The organism is Verrucomicrobium sp. GAS474 (genome assembly GCF_900105685.1).
Taxonomy (GTDB): Bacteria; Verrucomicrobiota; Verrucomicrobiia; order Methylacidiphilales; family GAS474; genus GAS474.
Window position 1 is genome coordinate 1,441,129 of record NZ_LT629781.1, and the last position, 17,520, is coordinate 1,458,648.

The window sequence follows — 17,520 nt, forward strand, 5'->3', positions numbered from 1 at the left end:
TTACAGTGTAAAATTATCTTCTTTTTTTTCGGTATAACAGGTATGGGATCGTGACAAGGATGCCGTCCGGGGTGGAGGATGGGTTTGTTTTGAGCGAAAGCGGTGGTCAGTGGTGGTTGGTTCGAGTCTGCCGAGTCTGTTTTGGAAGCCCTGCGCATGGATCTGAAAAAAGCCCAATCCGATATCGACGGCAGCGTCGTCGCGCTGAGGGCGTTTTCGTTTTGGGCCGCCTTCCTCCTGATCGTTTTTTCCTCCCTGATCCTCTTCGGATGGGCGACCGACAATGCGGTGCTGAAGGGAACCGCCTTCGGCCCCCATCCGACGAAGCCGGCGATCTGCCTCCTGCTGATCCTCTCGGGGATCGGCGTCCTCGGCCTCCACCTGCGGGAGTGGCGGCTGGCGGAACGGGTCGGGATGGCGGCCTCGCTCCTCACCTTCGTCCTCGGCCTCTCTACCTTCACGATCTGGCACATGGGCTGGCAGACGCCCTACGACGGCCTCGGCTTCCACGGCAGGGAGGGGGAGATCGTCCGGGTCTCGGGCGGCTCGCTCTTCTTCGTCCTCAACGGCATGGCGCTGGTCTTCCTCTTCGCCCGGATGGACCGGCTGGCGCAGATCCTTTCCCTGGCGGCGCTCTGGCTCGGCTTTTACCTGCTGATCGGTTTCTTCTACCGGATCTCCCCGGAGGAGATGAGCCTCTTCTTCCATCCCTCGCCCTACGGCGGGGTGATGATGACCCTCCTCTCGGCGGCGGTGCTGGCGGCGAAGCCCTCCGTCGGCCTGATGCGGGAGATCGTCCACCGGAATCCCGGCGGCGGGATCGCCCGGTGGCTGCTGCCGTGCGGCATCCTCTTCCCGACGCTGATCGGGGCCCTCTTCATCCGGCAGATCGCGGCGGGGCACATGTCCCCGGCCTCGGCGGCGGGGATCGGGATCACGGCGGGGGTCGCCCTCTTCTGCTTCGTCATCTGGCTCAACGCGCGGCGGCTGAACCTCGTCTACGACCGCCTCGCCCGGCGGGAACGGCTCTACCAGGTCCTCAGCGAGTGCAGCCAGGACATCGTCCACATCCGGGAGCGGGTCGCCCTCTTCGACAGCATCTGCCGGAGCGCGGTGGGGACGGGCGGCTTCCAGGCGGCGTGGATGGGGACCGTCGCCGACGGCGGGTACCGCCTCGTCGTCCTCGCGGCGTGCGGCGAGGGCGTCCGGGCGTGGATCGACCGCTCCGTCCTCTGCGGCGTCTGGGGGGAGCCCCTCTGGGAGAGCCTCTCCAAGGGGACCCCCGCGATCCTCAACGACGGGCGCGAGTACCGGAAGAAAACCCCGTGGCGGACCCTCCCCGTCGAGGTCCGGCCCGGCTCGATCGCGATCTTCCCGATCCGGTGCCGGGGGATGATCGTCGCGCTCTACGTCCTCCACGCCGCGCGGCCCGGGGCCTTCGACGCGGAGCACACCGCCCTCCTCACCGAGGTGGCGAACGACGTCTCCCACGCCCTCGACCTCATCGAGGACCGCAACGCCCGCCTCCGTGCCGAGGAGCAGCTCCAGACCGCGACGCGGCGGCTGAACGAGGCCCTCTCGAAGAACCCGACCCTCTTCTACGCCCTCCGCTTCGAGGCGGGCCACCTGATCAGCACCTACATCAGCGAGAACATCCGGCAGATGGTCGGCTACACGCCGGAGGAGGCGCTGAAGCCGGGCTGGTTCTGGGGGAACATCCATCCCGACGACGCGGCCCGCGTCCGCGCCGGGGACATCGCCGCCCAGACGCCGGGCCGCGAGAGCGACGCCCGGGACTTCCGCTTCCGCACGAAGGACGGGGAGTGGCGGACGATCCGCGACGAGCGGCGCATCGTCTCGAACGCGGCGGGGAAGCCGGTCGAGATCATCGGCGCGTGGAGCGACGTCACCGAGCGCCTCCAGCTGGAGGAGCAGTTCCGGCAGGCGCAGAAATTCGACGCCGTGGGGCGGCTCGCGGGCGGCGTCGCCCACGATTTCAACAACATCCTCACCGTCATCGAGGGCCACGCGTGGATCCTCGAAAGCTGCATCGATCCCGAGAGCCAGGGCGCGATGGCCGAGTCGACGCGGGAAATCTTCCTCGCGACGAAGCGGGCCACCCGCCTCACCCGCCAGCTCCTCGCCTTCAGCCGGAAGCAGGAGATCAAGCCCCAGCCGCTCTCCCTCAACGACGTCGTCGAGGAGATGTCGAAGATGCTCCGGCGCAGCGCCGGGGAACACATCGAGATGGCCGTCCAGATCGACCCGACGATCCCCGTCGTCCTCGCCGACGAGGGGATGGTCGAGCAGATCCTCCTGAACCTCGTCGTCAACGCCCGGGACGCCATGCCGAAGGGAGGGAAGATCACCATCGTCACCGCCCAGGTCGACCTCGGCGGGAACGAGGACGGCCTCCTCGATCCGGCCCCGCCCGGCCCCTACGTCCGCCTCTGCGTCATCGACACCGGCACCGGCATCGCCCCGGAACACCTCACGAAGATCTTCGAGCCCTTCTTCACCACGAAGGCAGCCGACAAGGGGACCGGCCTCGGCCTCGCCACGGTGCGGAACATCGTCCGCCAGCACCAGGGCGCGATCCGTCTCTCCAGCACCCTCGGCGAGGGGACGAAGTTCCAGATCTACTTCCCCGTCGGCGAGGATGTCGGCGCGGCCCATACGACGAAGCGGAAAGCCCCCGCCCGTCCCGCCGACCTCGAAGGCAAGGGGACGCTCCTCGTCATGGAGGACGATCCCGGCGTCCGCACGCTGACCCGGGCGATCTGCCAGCGCCTCGGCTACCGCGTCGTCGAGGCCGCGACGGGCTCCGAGGCGATCGACCTCTTCGACAAGCACGCCGGGGAGATCGACCTCCTCATCGCCGACATCGTCCTGCCGGGGAACCTGAACGGGAAGGAGGCCGCCGACATCCTCCGCGCCCGCAATCCCCGCCTCCCGGTCATCTTCACGAGCGGGTACGAGATCAACTTCGCCGAATACGGGATGAACGACGAGGACCAGCGGCGGTTCCTCCGGAAGCCGTGCCCCTCCGAGGATCTCGCCCGGGCGATCCGGGAATGTCTTTCGCCCAAGGTCGCCTAGTTTCCTGGCGCTAGGTCCTCGCGGGGTGGGAACTTCATCAGGTAAACCAATAATAATCGGGCCCGTTCTCGATTGTGATTGTACCGATGGCATGGTTCTGGCTATAGACCAAGGAGTTATGTCACGTCTTCGCAAGCGCGATCGGGCGCAAATCGGCGCTCCTGCCACGGCGCATTCCGGCGCCAAGATCATCGCGCGCGGCAACGCCCTTCGCGGCAATGCGCCCTTCACCCTTCCCACCGGGACGGCCAAGGGGAAGACCGTGCCGAAGGCCGCCGCAACGAAGCCGAAGGCGAAGGCCGATCCGCAGAAGACCATGTCGGTCATGGCCTGGATCGAGGACGCCTTCGGGAACATCCTCCTCGTGAAGCAGCTCCGCGGACGCGGCATGTGGGCCCTCCCCGGCGGCAAGGTCCGGCAGAAGGAATCGCTCCTCGGCGCGCTCCGCCGCGAGGTGAAGGAGGAACTCGGCGTCGAGATCGACGTCGCCACTCCCATCGATCTTTACGACCGCCCGCAGAAGGGGGCCGTCGTCGTCCTCTTCCGCGTCATCCTCCGGCAGAAGACCCGGGTCAAGGCTGTGAAGACCGCGAAGGGAAAGGCCACCTCGCCCTTCAACCCTCGCGCCGGGGAGATCGCCGCCTGCCTCTTCCACCGGAAGCCGCCCCTCGACGCAACGCCTTCTCTTTCCTATTTCTGGAAACGGGCGCAGCGGACCTTCGAGCCCCTTTCGCTCTTCCGCTAAGGCCGCGCGTTCGCTAGAGTCCGGGATGCTCACCCCCGGCCTCGTCTCCGTCACGTTCCGCCCGCTTTCCCCCGCCGAGATCATCGCCCTCGTCGTCCGTTCCGGGCTGAAGGCGATCGAATGGGGAGGCGACATCCACGTCCCCGCCGACGGCTCCGGGACCGCCGCCGAGGTCGGCCGCATGACGCGGGACGCCGGGCTCCTCGTCTCCTCCTACGGCTCCTATTACCGCGTCGGCGAGGGGCAGCCCTTCGAGCCGGTCCTCGCGGCGGCGGTCGCCCTCGGCGCTCCCGCCATCCGCGTCTGGTCGGGCGCGATCTCCTCCGCCGAGGCGACCGAGGCCGACCGCGAGCGCGTCGCCGCCGACTACCGCCGCATCGCCGCCCTCGCCGCCGCGCAGGGCCTCGTCGTCGCCAACGAGTTTCACGACCACACGCTGACCGACGACGCCCCGACGACCCTCGCGATGTTCGACCGGGTCGGCCCCGCCGCGCCGAATCTCCGCAGCTACTGGCAGCCCCGCCACGGCCAGCCCGTCGAGGTCGGCCTCGGGGAGATCGCGGCGCTTTCCGGCTCCGGCCGCCTCGCCAACATCCACGCCTTCCACTGGTGGCCGTCGCCGTCGGAGCGCCATCCCCTCGCCGCCGGGCGCGATCGGTGGCTCGCCTTCCTGCGCCGGATCGCCGGGGTGCCGGGGGACCGCTTCGTCCTCCTCGAGTTCACCGTCGGGGACGCCCCGGAGTCGTTCCTGGCCGATGCCGTCGTCCTGCGGGAGCTGCTTGCCGAAGTCGGCTAGAACTGGTATCTCTTGCCCCTCCGTTTCACTTTTCCGCACTCTTTCCAACTCTAAATCGAAGCTACTTTTATGGGACGTCAATGGCTCTTGGCAAAACGGGAGGTCGCCTCCCTCCGCAAATCGCAGAGCTCGGGGAAGTATCTCCGGGAAATCTCGGTCGCCGCGAAGCACGGCGGCGCCGACCCGGCGAACAATGCCCGCCTCCACGCCGCCATCGAAAAGGCGAAGAAGGAGAGCGTCCCGAAGGACAACATCGACCGCGCCATCAAGAAGGGCGCCGGGATCGGCGACGAGAAGCTCGTCCTCGAGCAGATCGCCTTCGAGGGCTACGCCCCGCACAAGATCCCCGTCATCGTCGAGGTGCTGACCGACAACAACAACCGGACTGCGCCCGAGATCCGCACCCTCTTCCGCAAGGGCCAGCTCGGCGCGGGCGGGAGCAACAAGTTCCTCTTCGACCACGTCGGCCTCGTCGAGGCCTACCATCCCGACGCCGCCGCCGACATCGAGGGCGCGGCCATCGAGGCCGGGGCGAACGAGGTCGAGGCGCTGACCCACGAGGGCCACGAGGACATCCCCGAAGGCGTCGCCGGAGCCCGCTTCATCGCGGAACGGACCGCCCTCCACACCGTTTCCCAGTGGCTCGCCGCCAACGGCTGGAAAGTCGTCACGAGCGAGATCGGCTACATCGCGAAGAGCTTCCCCGAAATCAGCGCCGAGCACCGCGCCGAAGTCGGCGAATTCCTCCAGGCGCTCGAAGACCACGACGACGTCCATCGCGTCTGGGCCGCGCTGAAGTAGAGGCTTTCCCCTCCCCTACGGCCCGGCGGGGGGAGGCGCCGCCCCCTGTTCCAATTCCGTCCGCAGCGTGTGGACCGACAGCTGCCACGCCACGGCCTCGTCGAGGGCGCGGATGAAGGCAGGCGTGGCGACGCCGAAGTTTTTCCAGCCCCGGGCGTAGGCGATGGTCTTTTTCGGTCCCTGGACGGCGGAGAGCCACGACGTCGTGTCGAAGTAGCCGTCGTCGGGGTGGAGCTGGGCGACGGCGAGGGCGCTTTGCCCCGTGCCGAGTTTCGCCGCCGCCTCCTTGATCGTGAAGGTCCCTTCGCCGCCGGGGGCGAGGAAGGGGATGCGGTCCCGCAGGTGATAGCCGTAGCGGCCCCGTTCCGGGACGTCGGTGACGATGAGCCCGGCGAGGCGGGGCGGGGGCGGCGGTACGGCCGCGCCGCCGAGGGCCGCCGCCGCGCCGAGGCCCCGGCCCAGCAGGAAGATCGGCGCGTTGCGGGCGACGAAGGCGGGGGGTGCCGCCTCGACGATCCGCTCCAGGTCGGCGGCAAAGTCGTCGGGCGCATAGTCGCCCCCTTTCACCGAGGCGTAGCGGACCGTCTCGATGCCGAGGACGTAATAGCCCATCTTGGCCAGATGGCCGCCGACCCGGTCTTCCCACAACGTCCAATCGCCCTTCCCGGTGAAGAGGAGGATCACCGCCGGGGCGGGCGTCGTCCCGGGCGGCGGGAGGTCGTGGACGGTGAAGACGGCGTGGGCGAGCTGGACGGGGAGGGTGGTGCGGACGCCGTCGCTCTTCTGCCCGTGGAGGAACGCGGGGAGGAAAAGGAGCAGGAGGACGAGGAGGCGGTGCATCATGAATCCCGGAATGATTTTCCCTGCTGGCAGATGTCGTACTGGCCCATGCCGCCCTCGGCGTCGAAGCGGAAGAGGGCGAAGTCGGCACGGTTTCCCACCTTCACGCGGGCGTCGTGGCCGATCCACTGGGCCGGGCGGAGGGAGAAGGCGTCCCAGCAATCGGCCCACGGCAGTCCGGAGAGGGTGGCGGCGGTGAAGACGCCGGAGAAGGGAAGGAGCGTGGAGCCCGCCAGCCGCCGGGAGCCGGGCAGGACGGCGCAGCCCCGTTCGTCGAGGGCGACGGTCTGGTAGCCGAGGGTGACGGTGGCGGGCTCGGCGGAGGGGGCGGGCGGGAGCATTCCCGCTCCGGCCATCGCGTCGGTCGTCAGGAGGAGGCGGGGGCCGAGCGCCCGTGCCAAGGCTCGGAAGGCGTGGCGGGGAAGGTGGGCGCCGTCGGGGATCAGCGAGGCGAAGAGGTTTTCCTCGGCCAGGGCGTGGAGAATCACATTGTCGAATTTGTCGACCTGCCTCGGCATCGCGTTGCCGAGGTGGGTCCAGCACGAGGCCCCCGCCGCCACGGCCTCGCGGAGGACGTCGCCCATCGCGAGGGAGTGGCCGATCGAGATGCGGACGCCCTCGGCGACGCGGGCGCGGATGAAGGGAAGGGAGAGCTCGGGGGCGATCTCCGGGGCGAGGGTGATGAGGCGGATGCGGCCTCCGGCGGTCTTTTGCCAGCGGGCGAAGAGGGCCTCGTCGGCCGGGATCATCCGGGCCGGGTCGTGGGCGCCGCGCGTGCCGGGATCGGGGTTGAGGAAGGGACCTTCGAGGTGGATGCCGATGCAGTTGAAGGGCGTCTCGGAGATCCGGGCGGCGAGGAGGGCGAGGAGGGCGTCGGTCTCGTCGGCGGAATGGGTGATGAGGGTGGCCAGGAAGGCGGTGCAGCCGTGGGCCAGGAGGACGCGGCAGGCTTGTTTCCACCTCTCGGGGGTCAGCCCCTCGGCCCGGTTGAAATCGACGCCGCCGAAGCCGTTGATCTGGAGATCGACGAGGCCGGGAGCGAGGAGGGGAGCCTCGGGCGCTTTCTCCTTCAGGGGCTCGATGGAGACATACCGTCCCTCGGCAATCGCGAAAGAGAAAGCTTCCTCGGTCCGGTAATGACGGGCGACGAAGGTACCAGAGGTGTTAACAGCGGACACGGCGCGATGATTGCAGTCGCCCCGCCGTTTTGGAAGAATTTAACCCTCCATTCCATTTTGGGGCGTGTGTTGTACGGAAATGGAATAATAATTGCTCTCCCTGTTGCCCTAATCGCTATGTCCGCCCCCACCCTCCGCTACGCCACGTCGCTCGTCCCCGCCACCACCCGCATCTATATGGAGATGGGCTCGGTCTTCGCGAAGCAGCTCGCCAACGGCTCGACCTTCGTCGTCCTCAGCTACCAGCCCGACGAGGGCCGCATCCGGGCGAAGACCTCGACGCTGAAGCCCGAGGGCCGGGGGCCGACCTACCAGCTGCGGACCACCCACGGCGTCTACGAGATGGGGGCGACCCAGCGCCTCCGCCTCCGCGACGGGCGGGCCGTCCCGATCGCCGAGGTCCAGCCCGGGGAGGAGATCCACTCGTGCGACATCCAGAACGCCGACGGCTTCATCTTCATCGACACCGGCAAGGGCCTCGCCGCCCTCCACGACCTGATCGAGTCGGACATGCAGGGGATCGCCGCCCAGCTCGGCATTCCCCAGCCTTCCTCCTACCAGCCGGGGATCGTCCAGAAAGTCGTCTCGGTCACCCCCGGCCCCGACGCCGACCTCTGCCTCCTCTCGGTCGACGACCCGACGACGAACGCCGACGGCCATTGCTTCATGCTCTGGCCCGACGGAACCTCCTTCGGATCAGGTATTTTCGTTTACTGAGCGCCGAATAAGGGAGGTGCGGCATCGCGGGGCTTGATCCCCCGGCCCTGGCCTGTAGTACGTACGCCCAGTATGGCAGGAAAAGGACTCGGGCGCGGATTGAGCGCCCTCATCGGAGCAGGCGCCCAGGGACTCGCCTCCCCCCAACCTCAGTTCGAGAAGGGGGAGACCGTCCGGCGCATCCCGTTGGAGCAGATCGTCCCCAGCCCCTTCCAGCCCCGGAAGAACTTCGCCCCGGAGCAGCTCGCCGAGCTCGTCGAGTCGGTGCGGGAAAAGGGGATCATCCAGCCCCTCGTCGTCCGCCTCGTCGGCGGGAAGTACGAGCTGATCGCCGGGGAACGCCGCTGGCGCGCCTCCCAGGCCGCCGGGCTGAAGGAAGCCCCCGTCATCGTCCGCGCGGCGAGCGACCGGGAAGTCCTCGAACTCGCCCTCATCGAGAACCTCCAACGGGCCGACCTCGACCCCGTCGAGGAGGCCGAGGCCTATGCCCTCCTCATCAACCAATTCCGCCTCACCCAGGAGCAGGTCGCCCAGCGCGTCGGCAAGAGCCGCGCCAACGTGGCCAACGCCCTCCGCCTCCTCACCCTCTCCGAAGACCTCCGCAGCTGGGTCTCCGGCGGCCGCCTCAGCGTCGGCCACGCCAAGGTCATCCTCGGCCTTCCCGACAAGGAGACGCAGGCGAAGGTCGCCGACCGCGTCCTGAAGGACAACCTCACCGTCCGGGCGACCGAGAAACTCGTCGAGTCGCTCCGCCCCCGCTCCGGTTCCGGAAGCGCGGCCAAGGGCTCCGGCGCGAAGGCCAAGGCCCCCGCGCCCGTCACCGAGGCCGCCTGGGCCGACCTCGAAAAACGGCTTCAGCGCGCCCTCGGCACCCGCGTCCGCCTGGCCGGGACGAACCAGGCCGGGAAGGTCGTCATCGAGTACTTCTCGGCCGACGAGCTCGACCGGTTGTTGAAGGCCCTCGGCGTGACCGAATTGTAAAATCGCCGAGCCGGGTTAGATTGCCCTATGGAATCCCTACCCGATCCCTCCGTCATCCCGGTCGCCGTCCCCGCGGCGGCCCCGGGGGCGGTCGTGCCGCGCCTCTCCCGGATCGCCGTCGCCGCCGGGGTCGTCTCGGCCCTCGTCCTCGGGCTCTTCGCCTGCGTCTTCGGCCTCGGGACGCTCGCCGTCGGCGGCGTCCCCCTCTTCGGCATCCTCGCCCTCCTCGTCTGGGTTCCGGCGGCGGCCCTCGTCTTCCTCGTCCTCTCGGTCCTCTGCCTCGGCCTCAGCGCGGCGGCGGCGGCCCACGTCCGGGAACGGGCCTACCTCTACGGCCTGCCGTGGACCGTCTTCGGCCGCGTCGCGGGCGGCGTCGGCGTCGCCGTCTCCCTCGTCATCCTCATCGGGACCGTCACCCTCCCCTCGTTCCTGATCCAGCAGGAGTCGATCGCGTGGCGGCAGACCGCCAACCGGGGCATCGCCAGCTTCGAGGCGACCTCGGCGAAGCTCGGCGACATCGACGCCTCCCTCCAGAAAGGGCTCACCGCCCTCCAGGCGATGGCCCCCGACGCCTCCGCCCTCGACCGGGCGCGGCTCGCCGGCCTCTTCGCCGAGCAGACCGCCCGCCTCCAGGCCATCACCGAATCGCTGATCGTCCAATCCCGCTCCTGGCAGACCGCCCTCCAGATGACCCTCCGCAACAACGGCGCGAACGCCGCCGACGCGGCGAAGTGGATGGGGACGTGGCTCCAGGGATTGTGGGGGAAACCGGTGCCCCCTCCCTCGCCTTCCCCAACACCCTAGAAAACCCGAACCCCATGACTTCCCTTCCCACCCCTTACCCGGTCCTGATCGGCCGCTTCCGCCTCGTCCTCGGCCTCTTCATCGTCGCCTTGGTCCTGAGCGGGCTGACGGCCTTCCCGTTGCTCACCGAATTGCGGCTCCTGGAGCGGATGACCCATTCCCATCTCGGCGGCAACGGCGCGGGGGCGTTCGTCGCCTCGTGGATCAACCTCGTCTACCACGGCCTCGACGAGACCTACCGCTTCTATCCGTGGATCGCCTACGGGACCGATTGGCTCGCCTTCGCCCACATCGTCATCGCCCTCTTCTTCGTCGGACCGTGGCTCGATCCCCGTTCGGGCCGGTCGACGCTCCTGGCCGGGATCGCCGCCTGCGCCCTCGTCCTCCCGCTCGCCTTCATCTGCGGTCCGGTCCGGGGGATCCCCTTCTACTGGAGGCTGATCGATTGCTCCTTCGGCGTCATCGGCGTCGTGCCGCTGTTGTATTGCCTGGCGTTGCAGAAGCGGATCGTGGGGCGGAAGTAGCCGGCTTCGGTTTCACACTCTCCCCCCCATGCTACTGTAAGGATAAAGATCGCCTCGGCTTTTCGCTCCGACCCGATCTAGACTTCGGGATGTCCCTTCCCCGTCTGCTCGGTTTCGGCCTCCTTCTTTTCCTCCCCCTCATCCCGCTCCGCTCCGAGGAGTCGGCCCCGGCCCCGCTGCGGGTCCTCGCCGTCGGGAACAGCTTTTCCCAGAATGTCTTCGCCTACCTTCCCCAGTTCGCCAAGGCGGGCGGGAAGTCGGTCTCCCTCCTGATCGCCTACAAGGGCGGCTGCTCCCTGAAGGAACACGCCGACGCCTATGCCGCCGCCGAGAACGATCCGGCCTCGCCCGCGGCCTGCATCTATTCGGGAACGCAGTGGTTCGAGGAAGGGCATCCTGCGGCGGCGGGGACGAAGAGCTTCAACCTGATCGACGCGCTGAAGAAGGAAAAGTGGGACATCGTCACGATCCAGCAGTACAGCGCCCTCAGCTACAAGCCCGAGACTTACGAGCCCTACGCCGGGCAGGTGGTCGCGGCGATCCGCAAGTACGCGCCGCAGGCCGAGATCGTGATCCACGAGACCTGGGCCTATCGCGACGACGATCCGCTCTTCAGGAAGGGCGACTTCACCCCCGCGCTGATGCAGGAGCAGTTGAAGGCCGCCTACGCGAAGCTCGCCGCCGCCTATCACTTCCGCACGGTCCCCGTCGGCGACGCCTTCGCCGCCGCCCGCGTGCTGCCCCGCTGGACCTTCGCGCCCGATGCCGCCTTCGATTTCGCCCATCCCGCCGAGGGGGCGTTGCCGCAGGAAAAAGCAGGGCTCCACAACGGCTACCGGGGCGCGAAGGACCCGAAGACCGGCGTTTACGCCGTCCATCTCGACGGCCATCACGCGAACAAGGACGGGGAATACCTCGGCGCGGCGGTCTTCTACGAGGCCCTCTTCGGCGGGAACGTCGAGGAGGTCGCCTTCGTCCCCCCGAATGGCAGCCTCACGCCCGAGGACGCCGCCACGCTCCGCCACATCGCCCACCAGGCGGTCCGGGCGCAGAAGGCCGCCGAGGCCGCGATCGTCCCCGCTACCGCAGCTTCCGCCCCCTCCACGCAATAAGGCGCTTCTGGAGGGAGCGGTTCCACCGCTTCTTCCGCAGCACGGTGCGGCGGTGCTTCGGGTCCCCGGAGAGGGCCGCCGCGTCGGCGAGGAGGGCGGCGAAGCGGTCCTCGTCGCCCGCGATCGCGGCGAGGTCGGCACGGCTCATCGCCGAGAGGAGGGCCGAGACCTCGGTGTTCTGGTTCCAGTAGTGGTGGAAGCCCATCGCGTCGGCCTCGACGCCGTATTTTTGCTCCCCGATCCAGGCGAGGGCGAATTGCTCCGTCCACTCCGGCTGCTCGTGGAAGTTCACGCAGAGCCAGTCGGTGAGGCGCTGCGCCTCGACGAGGAGGCGGGCCGTCTCCCGCGTCGCGCGGAAGCCGATGAGGCCCGAGTTGAACATCTTGAACCCCGTCGTCATCCCCGGCCATTCCGAGGCGGTGACGCGCGGGGCCTCGCGGAGGAGGAAGCGGTTGAAGGCCGGATAGAAATCGTCGCCGACGAGGCCGTCGAGGTTGTGCATCACCCACGGGCGCGCGCCGAGGTCGGGGGCGACGCCGCCGGGGAGGCCCTTGAAATAGGTGTCGGTGTCGGTGTAGATCACCGGGCTCCCTTCCTCCGCGGAGAGGGCGTGGCGGAGGAGGACCGCGATCTTCACCCGGTGCCGGTAGCCGACCGGGGCGCACCCCGCCGCGACGTCGATCGGCGAGAGCGGGTGGACGCGGACCCCCTCGGAGAGCCCGGAGAACGAGGCGGGCGCGTCGGTGTAGACGTCGATCCGCGCCGCAGGGAGGCGGGCGAGGATCGAGAGGACGGAGAGGACGCCCGGCTTGGAAAAGCGTTCGCCGCCGTAACAGTAGGTGAGGAACATGACGCCCGATTTATGCCCGTCCCGCCGGATCAGGGCGAGGGGTTTTTCACCGGCGCCATCTTCTGCAGCGTCGGATATTCCCGCACCACTTCCTCGTAGAGCTTCTCCCCCGAGCCGGGGAGGCGGACGGTGAGGATACCGCCGAAGCGGATGGGGGCCTGCGCCTCGGCGTTCGCCGTCGGGAGGCGGGAGTGGGCCTGGAGGAGGAGGAAGGGGCGGTGGAGGCTCCGCGCGGGGAGGGTGATCGAGCTGCGGACGACGGTGTCCCAGCGGAGGTCGCCGCCGTGGAGGCGGGCCCCGGCGCGATAGGTGTTCGCCGATTTGGAGAGGGGCAGCTCGGAGCGGGTCCAGCGGGCCGATTCGAGGGCGGCGGCGAGGTCGGCCTCGGCCTCGATGTTGACGCGGCGCGGGGCGGGGGCCGGCTTCAGGTAGGAGGGCGGGGCGTAGGCGTGGAGCCGGGCGTCGGGGTAGAAGGTGGCGGCGACGCCGTGGGCGGTGTACTCGACGGGGACGCGGGGGTCGACGGGGCTCTGGACGACGAGGGTCCATTCGAGGGTGACGCGGCTCTTGTTCCCCTCCAGGAGCGCCGGGGGGAGGGGGATCGGGAGGCGGGAGGCGGTCTTCGGCGGGAGGGCGTGGTCGATGAGGACGGAGACGGTGTCGGGCGGGCAGCCGAGGAGGGCGTCGGGGTCGTCGGGGCAGAAGCCGTGGCCGAGGAGGTAGTCGAAACCGGGGGCGGCGGACGCCTTCGCCCCCGGCGGGACGGGATGGCGGCTGTGGTGGATGAGGAGGGCGCGGAGGAGGGCGGGGGAGAGGCCGGGATGGCGGCGGAGGAGCTCGGCGCAGCGGCGGACGACGAGGGGGGCGGCGAAGCTGGTGCCGTAGTCGAGGACGCGGAGGCCGGGCCGCGCGGAGACGAGGTGGAAGGGGGTCCGCTCGCAGCCGCCGAAGGCGGCGAGGTCGGGCTTCACCTTCGCCCCCTCGCGGCCCGGGCCGCGGCACGAGTAGGGGACGGAGTAACGCTGGGTTCCGTATTCGCCGTACGCGCCGACGGAAAGGGCGTTGACGGCGTCGGCGGGGGCCTGGATGCGGCCGTAGCCCGGTTCCTCGCCGTCGTTCCCGACGGCGACGATGGGGAGGAGGTCGTGGGCGTGGGCGAGGGTGTCGAGGACGTAGGTGAGGCGAGAGAGGTTGTCGTCGGAGATCGGGCCGCGCGGGCCGAAGCTGAGGTTGAGGAGGCGGACGCCGAGGCCGGGGAGGGTGGGGACGATCCGCTCCATGGCGTCGATCGCCTCGTAGAGGTCGAGGTCGTCGGGATCGGAGAGGGGGAAGACGCGGTAGCCGAGGACCGAGAGGGGCGGCGCGGGGAGGACGTCCCGCGCGGCGTGGGGATTGAGCGGCCCGTGGAGGAGCGCCCCGGCGACGGCGGTGCCGTGGGCGACGCAATCGGGATGGGCGGGGACGGGCCATTCCCCGGCCTTCGGGTCGTCGCCGGCGTGGCCGGCGAGGAGCGGGAGGGAGGGATCGAAGCCGCCGTCGAAGAGGGCGACGCGGATCGGCGCGGGGGGCGCGGGGAGGGGCGGCTTCGGCGCGGTCAGCATCGGGCCGGAGCGGAGGGCGGGGAAGGGGCCGAGGTCGAGGGGGCGGGCGGTGCGGAGCGGATTGTACCCGCGCAGGAGGGCGAGGGCGCCGGGGCTGAAATCGGGATCGAGGCGGAGGCTGACGAAGGTGGGGCCGCTGCCGTCGGCGTAGGAGCGGAGGCGGAGGGAGGCGCGGCTCGGGTCGGTCCATCCCATGCCGCCGAGGAGGTGGAGGAGGTGGGCCTCCCGCGCGGCGGCGGTGAGGAGGGCGGGATGGAGGACGAGCTCGACCCGCCCGCCCTTCCACGTCTCCGGGAAGGAGGCGGGGGGGATCCGCTCGTGCGGGGCGAGGAAGTCGATCCGCTCGAGGCGCTGGAGGTCTTCCTTCACCGGCCGGGGGAGGCTCCCCTCGCTCCGTTCCAGCACGCGCCGGAAGCCGGTGAGGAAGGCCTCCTCGGCGACGGCGACGAAGAGGAGCCGCGCCGCCGCCGTGACGCGGCCCGCCGCCGCCTCCCGCCGCAGCCGGGCCGAGGGAGCGACGGCGTCGTCGCCGACGAGGGGGGCCTGCCACAGCCGGGAGCCGACCTTCGCCGCGCCGGGCGTCAGGGCGAGGAAGTGGTCGGGCTCCTGGGCGGCGGAGGGGTAATCGGGATGGAGCCGGAAGGCGAGGACGGTCTCCCCGCGGTACTTCATCTCCGGGGGGAGCTCGGCGAAGCGGGCGCGGAGCCTTTCCAGTCCCTCCCAGAAGCGTTGCCGCACCTCGGCGTAGGGCCGCAGGGGCGGGCGGGGGAAGGGCCGGGGGCGGCGCGGCGCGGGCTCGATGAGCCGTTCCCCGCCGTTCAGCAACGGCAGCGGATCGTCGTCCTGCGTTGGGGCGGAGGGCGATCGGGAGGGCGGAGAGCGGCGGGCCATGTCGGGACGGGGAAGGAATACCGTCCGAAGTTATCAAGGAAAACAAGGGGTAATGAAAGCACAGACGAGATGGGGTTTTCTCCCGAGGCGCATTCTCTACCAAGCGTTTCGCTCCCATACGCATTTCTCCCATAGAGCCGTCTTCCAATAGGAGTCTAGGCGTATTGGTCCCGTCTCCCCCCGCAACCCGTACCCTCGGGCGTACCGGAACCATCCGATTTTAATCCAGTTCGGAGACGAGGCGCCGCCCAAGCGCGTCCGCCTAGTTCAGGCCCTCAGAACAGGAGGTTCCAGGAGGGGCAAAGCCCCTCTTGGGCTATAAAGCGGATCGCCTCCAGCTGTACAGGATTGACCGCGCCAGTCCCGAAGGGCGGTTCCCGGCCCGCGAACCCTGCCTCCCCTCTCACCTAGATGCAGAGGAATCGAATGAGGGCGAAGTTGAGGGAGAAGAGGAAGCTGAAGATGAAATGGGAGCGCGGCGAGGTGCCGGGGGATTTTTTCCGGCGATAGGCTGCCATCAGGCAGGAGAGGGTGGCCGTCGCCAAGGGCGAGAGGACGAGGTTGAGGACGCGCAGCCACGGAGCGTGGAAGAAGGAGTGAGGGAAAAGCCAGAGCGATACGCCCCCGAAGGCGACGCCGACGAGCAGGCTGAGGAGGGCACACGGGATGACGGCATCGTCGAGGCCGGGACGCCCCTTTTTCTGCCGTTGCCTGTCGCTCTTGGTGAGCGCGGCCTCCCATGGAAGCTCCCCGAGAATCTGAAGGCCGATTTCGAGGAGGGCCTGAATGATCTCTTCCATCGCCTTTGACGGACCCTACATCTCCTCGACAACGCCGATTCCCAGCAACTCCAACCCCAGCTGCAGCGCCTCCGCCGTCAGCGCGCAGAGCGCGAGGCGGCTGGTGCGCACGTCTTCCGGAACGCCCGCCTTCAGCACGGGGCAGGCCTCGTAGAAGGCGTGGAAGGCGGTGGCGAGCTCGCAGAGGTAGATGCAGAGGTAATGCGGGCGGCTCTCGGCGACGACGATGCGGACGGTTTCCCCGAGGGCGAGGAGTTTCTTCCCCAGCGCGATCTCGGCCTCTTCCTGCAGGTCGATCTGCGCGTCGTCGCCGGGGATCGCGATCCCCTCGCCGACGGCCTTGCGGAAGATCGACTTGATGCGGACGTAGCCGTTCTGGAGGTAGGGGGCGGTGTTGCCGTCGAAGGCGAGGAGCTTGTTCCAGTCGAAGACGTAGTCGAGGTTCCGGTTCTGGCCGAGGTCGGCGAATTTCAGCGCGCCGAGGCCGACGACGTTGGCGATCTCGCGGCGGCGTTCCTCGGAAAGTTCGGGACGCTTCCCGGTGATGATGTCGAAGGCGCGGCTCTCGGCCTCGTCGAGGAGGGCGCGGAGCTTGATCGGCTTCCCCTCGCGGGTCTTGATCGGCTTCTTGTCGCCGCCGAGGATCGCGCCGAACCAGACGTGCTCCAGCGCGGTGGGGACGACCCGGTCGACGCCCCATTTCCGCACGGTGGCGAAGAGCTGCTGGAAGTGGAGCTGCTGCCGCCCGTCGGTGACGTAGATGATGCGGGCCGGCTTCCACCGCTCGACGCGGTAGGCGACGGTGGCGAGGTCGGTGGTGGCGTAGAGGAAGGCCTCGTCCGACTTGCGGATGAGGAACGGCTTGTCGGTGAGCTGCTTGTCGTCGCTTTCGTCGAAGAAGACGGCGATGGCCCCTTCGCTCTCGCGGGCGATGCCCTTCTTCTCCAGCTCCTTCACCGTCGCCTCGAGGCGGTCGTTGTAGGCGCTCTCGCCGAGGGTCTCGTCGAAGCGGACGCCGAGGCGGCCGTAGATCTTGTCGAGCTCGGCGAGGGTGGCGGCGACGAAACGCTTCCACAGGGCGAGGCTCTCCGCGTCGCCCTGCTGGAGGGCGAGGAGTTCCCCGCGGGCCTCCTCCTGGATCGCCTCGTCGGTCTTCGAGGCCTCGTGGATCTGCTGGTAGAGTTCCTCGAGGTGCTCGATGGGCCGCTCGGCGAGGTCGGCCTCGTTGCCGTGGCGCTTGTAGCCGAGGAGGATCTTGCCGAACTGGGTGCCCCAGTCGCCGAGGTGGTTGTCGGTGACGACGGCGTGGCCGAGGAAGCGGTGGCACCGGGCGAGCGCCTCGCCGAGGATCGTGCTGCGGATGTGGCCGACGTGCATTTCCTTCGCCACGTTCGGCCCGCTGAAGTCGAGGATGACGGGGCCTGATGCGGAGGCGGCGGCCTCCACGCCGATCTTCCCCTCGGCCCGCGCGGTGGCGAGGGCCCGGTTCAGCCAGCCCGCCTTGAGGGTGAAGTTGAGGAAGCCGGGGCCCGCGATGACGGGGGCGGCGAAGGCCTCGTCCTCGGGCAACAGGGCGGCGAGTTCGGCGGCGAGTTCCCGGGGGTTCTTGCCGAGTTCCTTCGCCCGGATCATCGCGGCGTTGGTCTGGAAATCGCCATGCTTCGCGTCGGCGCACGGCTTCACCTGGACCTCGGCGGAACCGAAGAGTTGGAGGGAGGCGGCGGCGAGGCGCGCTTCGAGGACTTGCTGGGGGGACTTCATGGGGAAGGGGGAGGATAAGG

General features: G+C 69.1%; 15 protein-coding genes. 9 read left to right on the forward strand and 6 right to left on the reverse strand.

Annotated elements, in window-relative coordinates; all coding sequences use genetic code 11:
• Positions 1-156: 156 nt before the first annotated feature.
• The 4 genes from BLU04_RS05930 to BLU04_RS05945 all read left to right on the forward strand — a co-directional run bounded on the left by BLU04_RS05930 (position 157) and on the right by BLU04_RS05945 (position 5,441).
• Positions 157-3,099, forward strand: coding sequence for an ATP-binding protein (locus BLU04_RS05930; protein WP_093283440.1), 2,943 nt, complete (start codon positions 157-159; stop codon positions 3,097-3,099).
• 118 nt (positions 3,100-3,217) lie between these two features.
• Positions 3,218-3,844, forward strand: a complete 627-nt coding sequence (locus tag BLU04_RS05935) for an NUDIX hydrolase (RefSeq protein WP_157895155.1) — start codon at positions 3,218-3,220, stop codon at positions 3,842-3,844.
• Positions 3,845-3,869: 25 nt separating this feature from the next.
• A complete protein-coding gene (locus tag BLU04_RS05940) occupies positions 3,870-4,640 on the forward strand; it encodes a TIM barrel protein (RefSeq protein WP_093283445.1) in 771 nt (256 codons plus the stop codon).
• Between the two features lie 69 nt (positions 4,641-4,709).
• Positions 4,710-5,441: a YebC/PmpR family DNA-binding transcriptional regulator gene (locus tag BLU04_RS05945; protein ID WP_093283448.1), complete on the forward strand. Its 732-nt coding sequence runs from the start codon at positions 4,710-4,712 to the stop codon at positions 5,439-5,441.
• 15 nt (positions 5,442-5,456) lie between these two features.
• Here BLU04_RS05945 and BLU04_RS05950 read toward each other — a convergent pair whose 3' ends face one another.
• The gene (locus tag BLU04_RS05950) at positions 5,457-6,284 is read right to left on the reverse strand and encodes an AcvB/VirJ family lysyl-phosphatidylglycerol hydrolase (protein ID WP_093283450.1); all 828 of its coding nucleotides are present in this window, start codon (positions 6,282-6,284) and stop codon (positions 5,457-5,459) included.
• The gene (locus BLU04_RS05955) at positions 6,281-7,459 is read right to left on the reverse strand and encodes an amidohydrolase family protein (RefSeq protein ID WP_157895156.1); all 1,179 of its coding nucleotides are present in this window, start codon (positions 7,457-7,459) and stop codon (positions 6,281-6,283) included. Before BLU04_RS05955 ends, BLU04_RS05950 begins: the two co-directional genes overlap by 4 nt.
• 117 nt (positions 7,460-7,576) lie before the next feature.
• Between BLU04_RS05955 and BLU04_RS05960 the strand changes: the two genes are divergently transcribed.
• From BLU04_RS05960 to BLU04_RS05980, 5 genes are all read left to right on the forward strand, one after another.
• Positions 7,577-8,176 carry a hypothetical protein gene (locus BLU04_RS05960; RefSeq protein WP_093283455.1) on the forward strand — a complete coding sequence of 200 codons (600 nt, stop codon included), beginning with the start codon at positions 7,577-7,579 and terminating at the stop codon, positions 8,174-8,176.
• A gap of 72 nt (positions 8,177-8,248) precedes the next feature.
• Complete coding sequence (locus BLU04_RS05965) at positions 8,249-9,157, forward strand: ParB/RepB/Spo0J family partition protein (protein ID WP_093283458.1); 909 nt, start codon at positions 8,249-8,251, stop codon at positions 9,155-9,157.
• A gap of 27 nt (positions 9,158-9,184) precedes the next feature.
• Complete coding sequence (locus BLU04_RS05970) at positions 9,185-9,961, forward strand: hypothetical protein (RefSeq protein WP_093283460.1); 777 nt, start codon at positions 9,185-9,187, stop codon at positions 9,959-9,961.
• Positions 9,962-9,975: 14 nt separating this feature from the next.
• Positions 9,976-10,485 (forward strand): hypothetical protein, encoded by a 510-nt coding sequence (locus tag BLU04_RS05975; protein WP_093283462.1) that lies wholly within the window; start codon positions 9,976-9,978, stop codon positions 10,483-10,485.
• Positions 10,486-10,574: 89 nt separating this feature from the next.
• Positions 10,575-11,597: a DUF4886 domain-containing protein gene (locus BLU04_RS05980; protein WP_093283464.1), complete on the forward strand. Its 1,023-nt coding sequence runs from the start codon at positions 10,575-10,577 to the stop codon at positions 11,595-11,597.
• Here the strand turns inward: BLU04_RS05980 and BLU04_RS05985 are convergent.
• The 4 genes from BLU04_RS05985 to argS form a co-directional block, all read right to left on the reverse strand.
• Positions 11,566-12,447, reverse strand: coding sequence for a hypothetical protein (locus BLU04_RS05985; RefSeq protein ID WP_093283467.1), 882 nt, complete (start codon positions 12,445-12,447; stop codon positions 11,566-11,568). The two genes, BLU04_RS05980 and BLU04_RS05985, sit on opposite strands and share 32 nt — an antisense overlap.
• A gap of 29 nt (positions 12,448-12,476) precedes the next feature.
• On the reverse strand, positions 12,477-14,939 hold the full coding sequence (locus tag BLU04_RS05990) for a S8 family peptidase (RefSeq protein ID WP_093283468.1): 2,463 nt from the start codon (positions 14,937-14,939) through the stop codon (positions 12,477-12,479).
• A 407-nt stretch (positions 14,940-15,346) separates the two neighbouring features.
• Positions 15,347-15,739: a hypothetical protein gene (locus BLU04_RS05995; RefSeq protein WP_093283471.1), complete on the reverse strand. Its 393-nt coding sequence runs from the start codon at positions 15,737-15,739 to the stop codon at positions 15,347-15,349.
• 15 nt (positions 15,740-15,754) lie between these two features.
• Positions 15,755-17,500 carry an arginine--tRNA ligase gene (gene argS, locus BLU04_RS06000; protein WP_093283473.1) on the reverse strand — a complete coding sequence of 582 codons (1,746 nt, stop codon included), beginning with the start codon at positions 17,498-17,500 and terminating at the stop codon, positions 15,755-15,757.
• Positions 17,501-17,520 lie beyond the last annotated feature (20 nt).

Bases quoted from the DNA above. Each gene is read 5' to 3' on its own strand.
- BLU04_RS05930 (WP_093283440.1), top strand. From the start codon at position 157: ATGGATCTGAAAAAAGCCCAATCCGATATCGACGGCAGCGTCGTCGCG.
- BLU04_RS05935 (WP_157895155.1), top strand. From the start codon at position 3,218: ATGTCACGTCTTCGCAAGCGCGATCGGGCGCAAATCGGCGCTCCTGCC.
- BLU04_RS05940 (WP_093283445.1), top strand. From the start codon at position 3,870: ATGCTCACCCCCGGCCTCGTCTCCGTCACGTTCCGCCCGCTTTCCCCC.
- BLU04_RS05945 (WP_093283448.1), top strand. From the start codon at position 4,710: ATGGGACGTCAATGGCTCTTGGCAAAACGGGAGGTCGCCTCCCTCCGC.
- BLU04_RS05950 (WP_093283450.1), bottom strand. From the start codon at position 6,284: ATGATGCACCGCCTCCTCGTCCTCCTGCTCCTTTTCCTCCCCGCGTTC.
- BLU04_RS05960 (WP_093283455.1), top strand. From the start codon at position 7,577: ATGTCCGCCCCCACCCTCCGCTACGCCACGTCGCTCGTCCCCGCCACC.
- BLU04_RS05965 (WP_093283458.1), top strand. From the start codon at position 8,249: ATGGCAGGAAAAGGACTCGGGCGCGGATTGAGCGCCCTCATCGGAGCA.
- BLU04_RS05970 (WP_093283460.1), top strand. From the start codon at position 9,185: ATGGAATCCCTACCCGATCCCTCCGTCATCCCGGTCGCCGTCCCCGCG.
- BLU04_RS05975 (WP_093283462.1), top strand. From the start codon at position 9,976: ATGACTTCCCTTCCCACCCCTTACCCGGTCCTGATCGGCCGCTTCCGC.
- BLU04_RS05980 (WP_093283464.1), top strand. From the start codon at position 10,575: ATGTCCCTTCCCCGTCTGCTCGGTTTCGGCCTCCTTCTTTTCCTCCCC.
- BLU04_RS05985 (WP_093283467.1), bottom strand. From the start codon at position 12,447: ATGTTCCTCACCTACTGTTACGGCGGCGAACGCTTTTCCAAGCCGGGC.
- BLU04_RS05990 (WP_093283468.1), bottom strand. From the start codon at position 14,939: ATGGCCCGCCGCTCTCCGCCCTCCCGATCGCCCTCCGCCCCAACGCAG.
- BLU04_RS05995 (WP_093283471.1), bottom strand. From the start codon at position 15,739: ATGGAAGAGATCATTCAGGCCCTCCTCGAAATCGGCCTTCAGATTCTC.
- argS (WP_093283473.1), bottom strand. From the start codon at position 17,500: ATGAAGTCCCCCCAGCAAGTCCTCGAAGCGCGCCTCGCCGCCGCCTCC.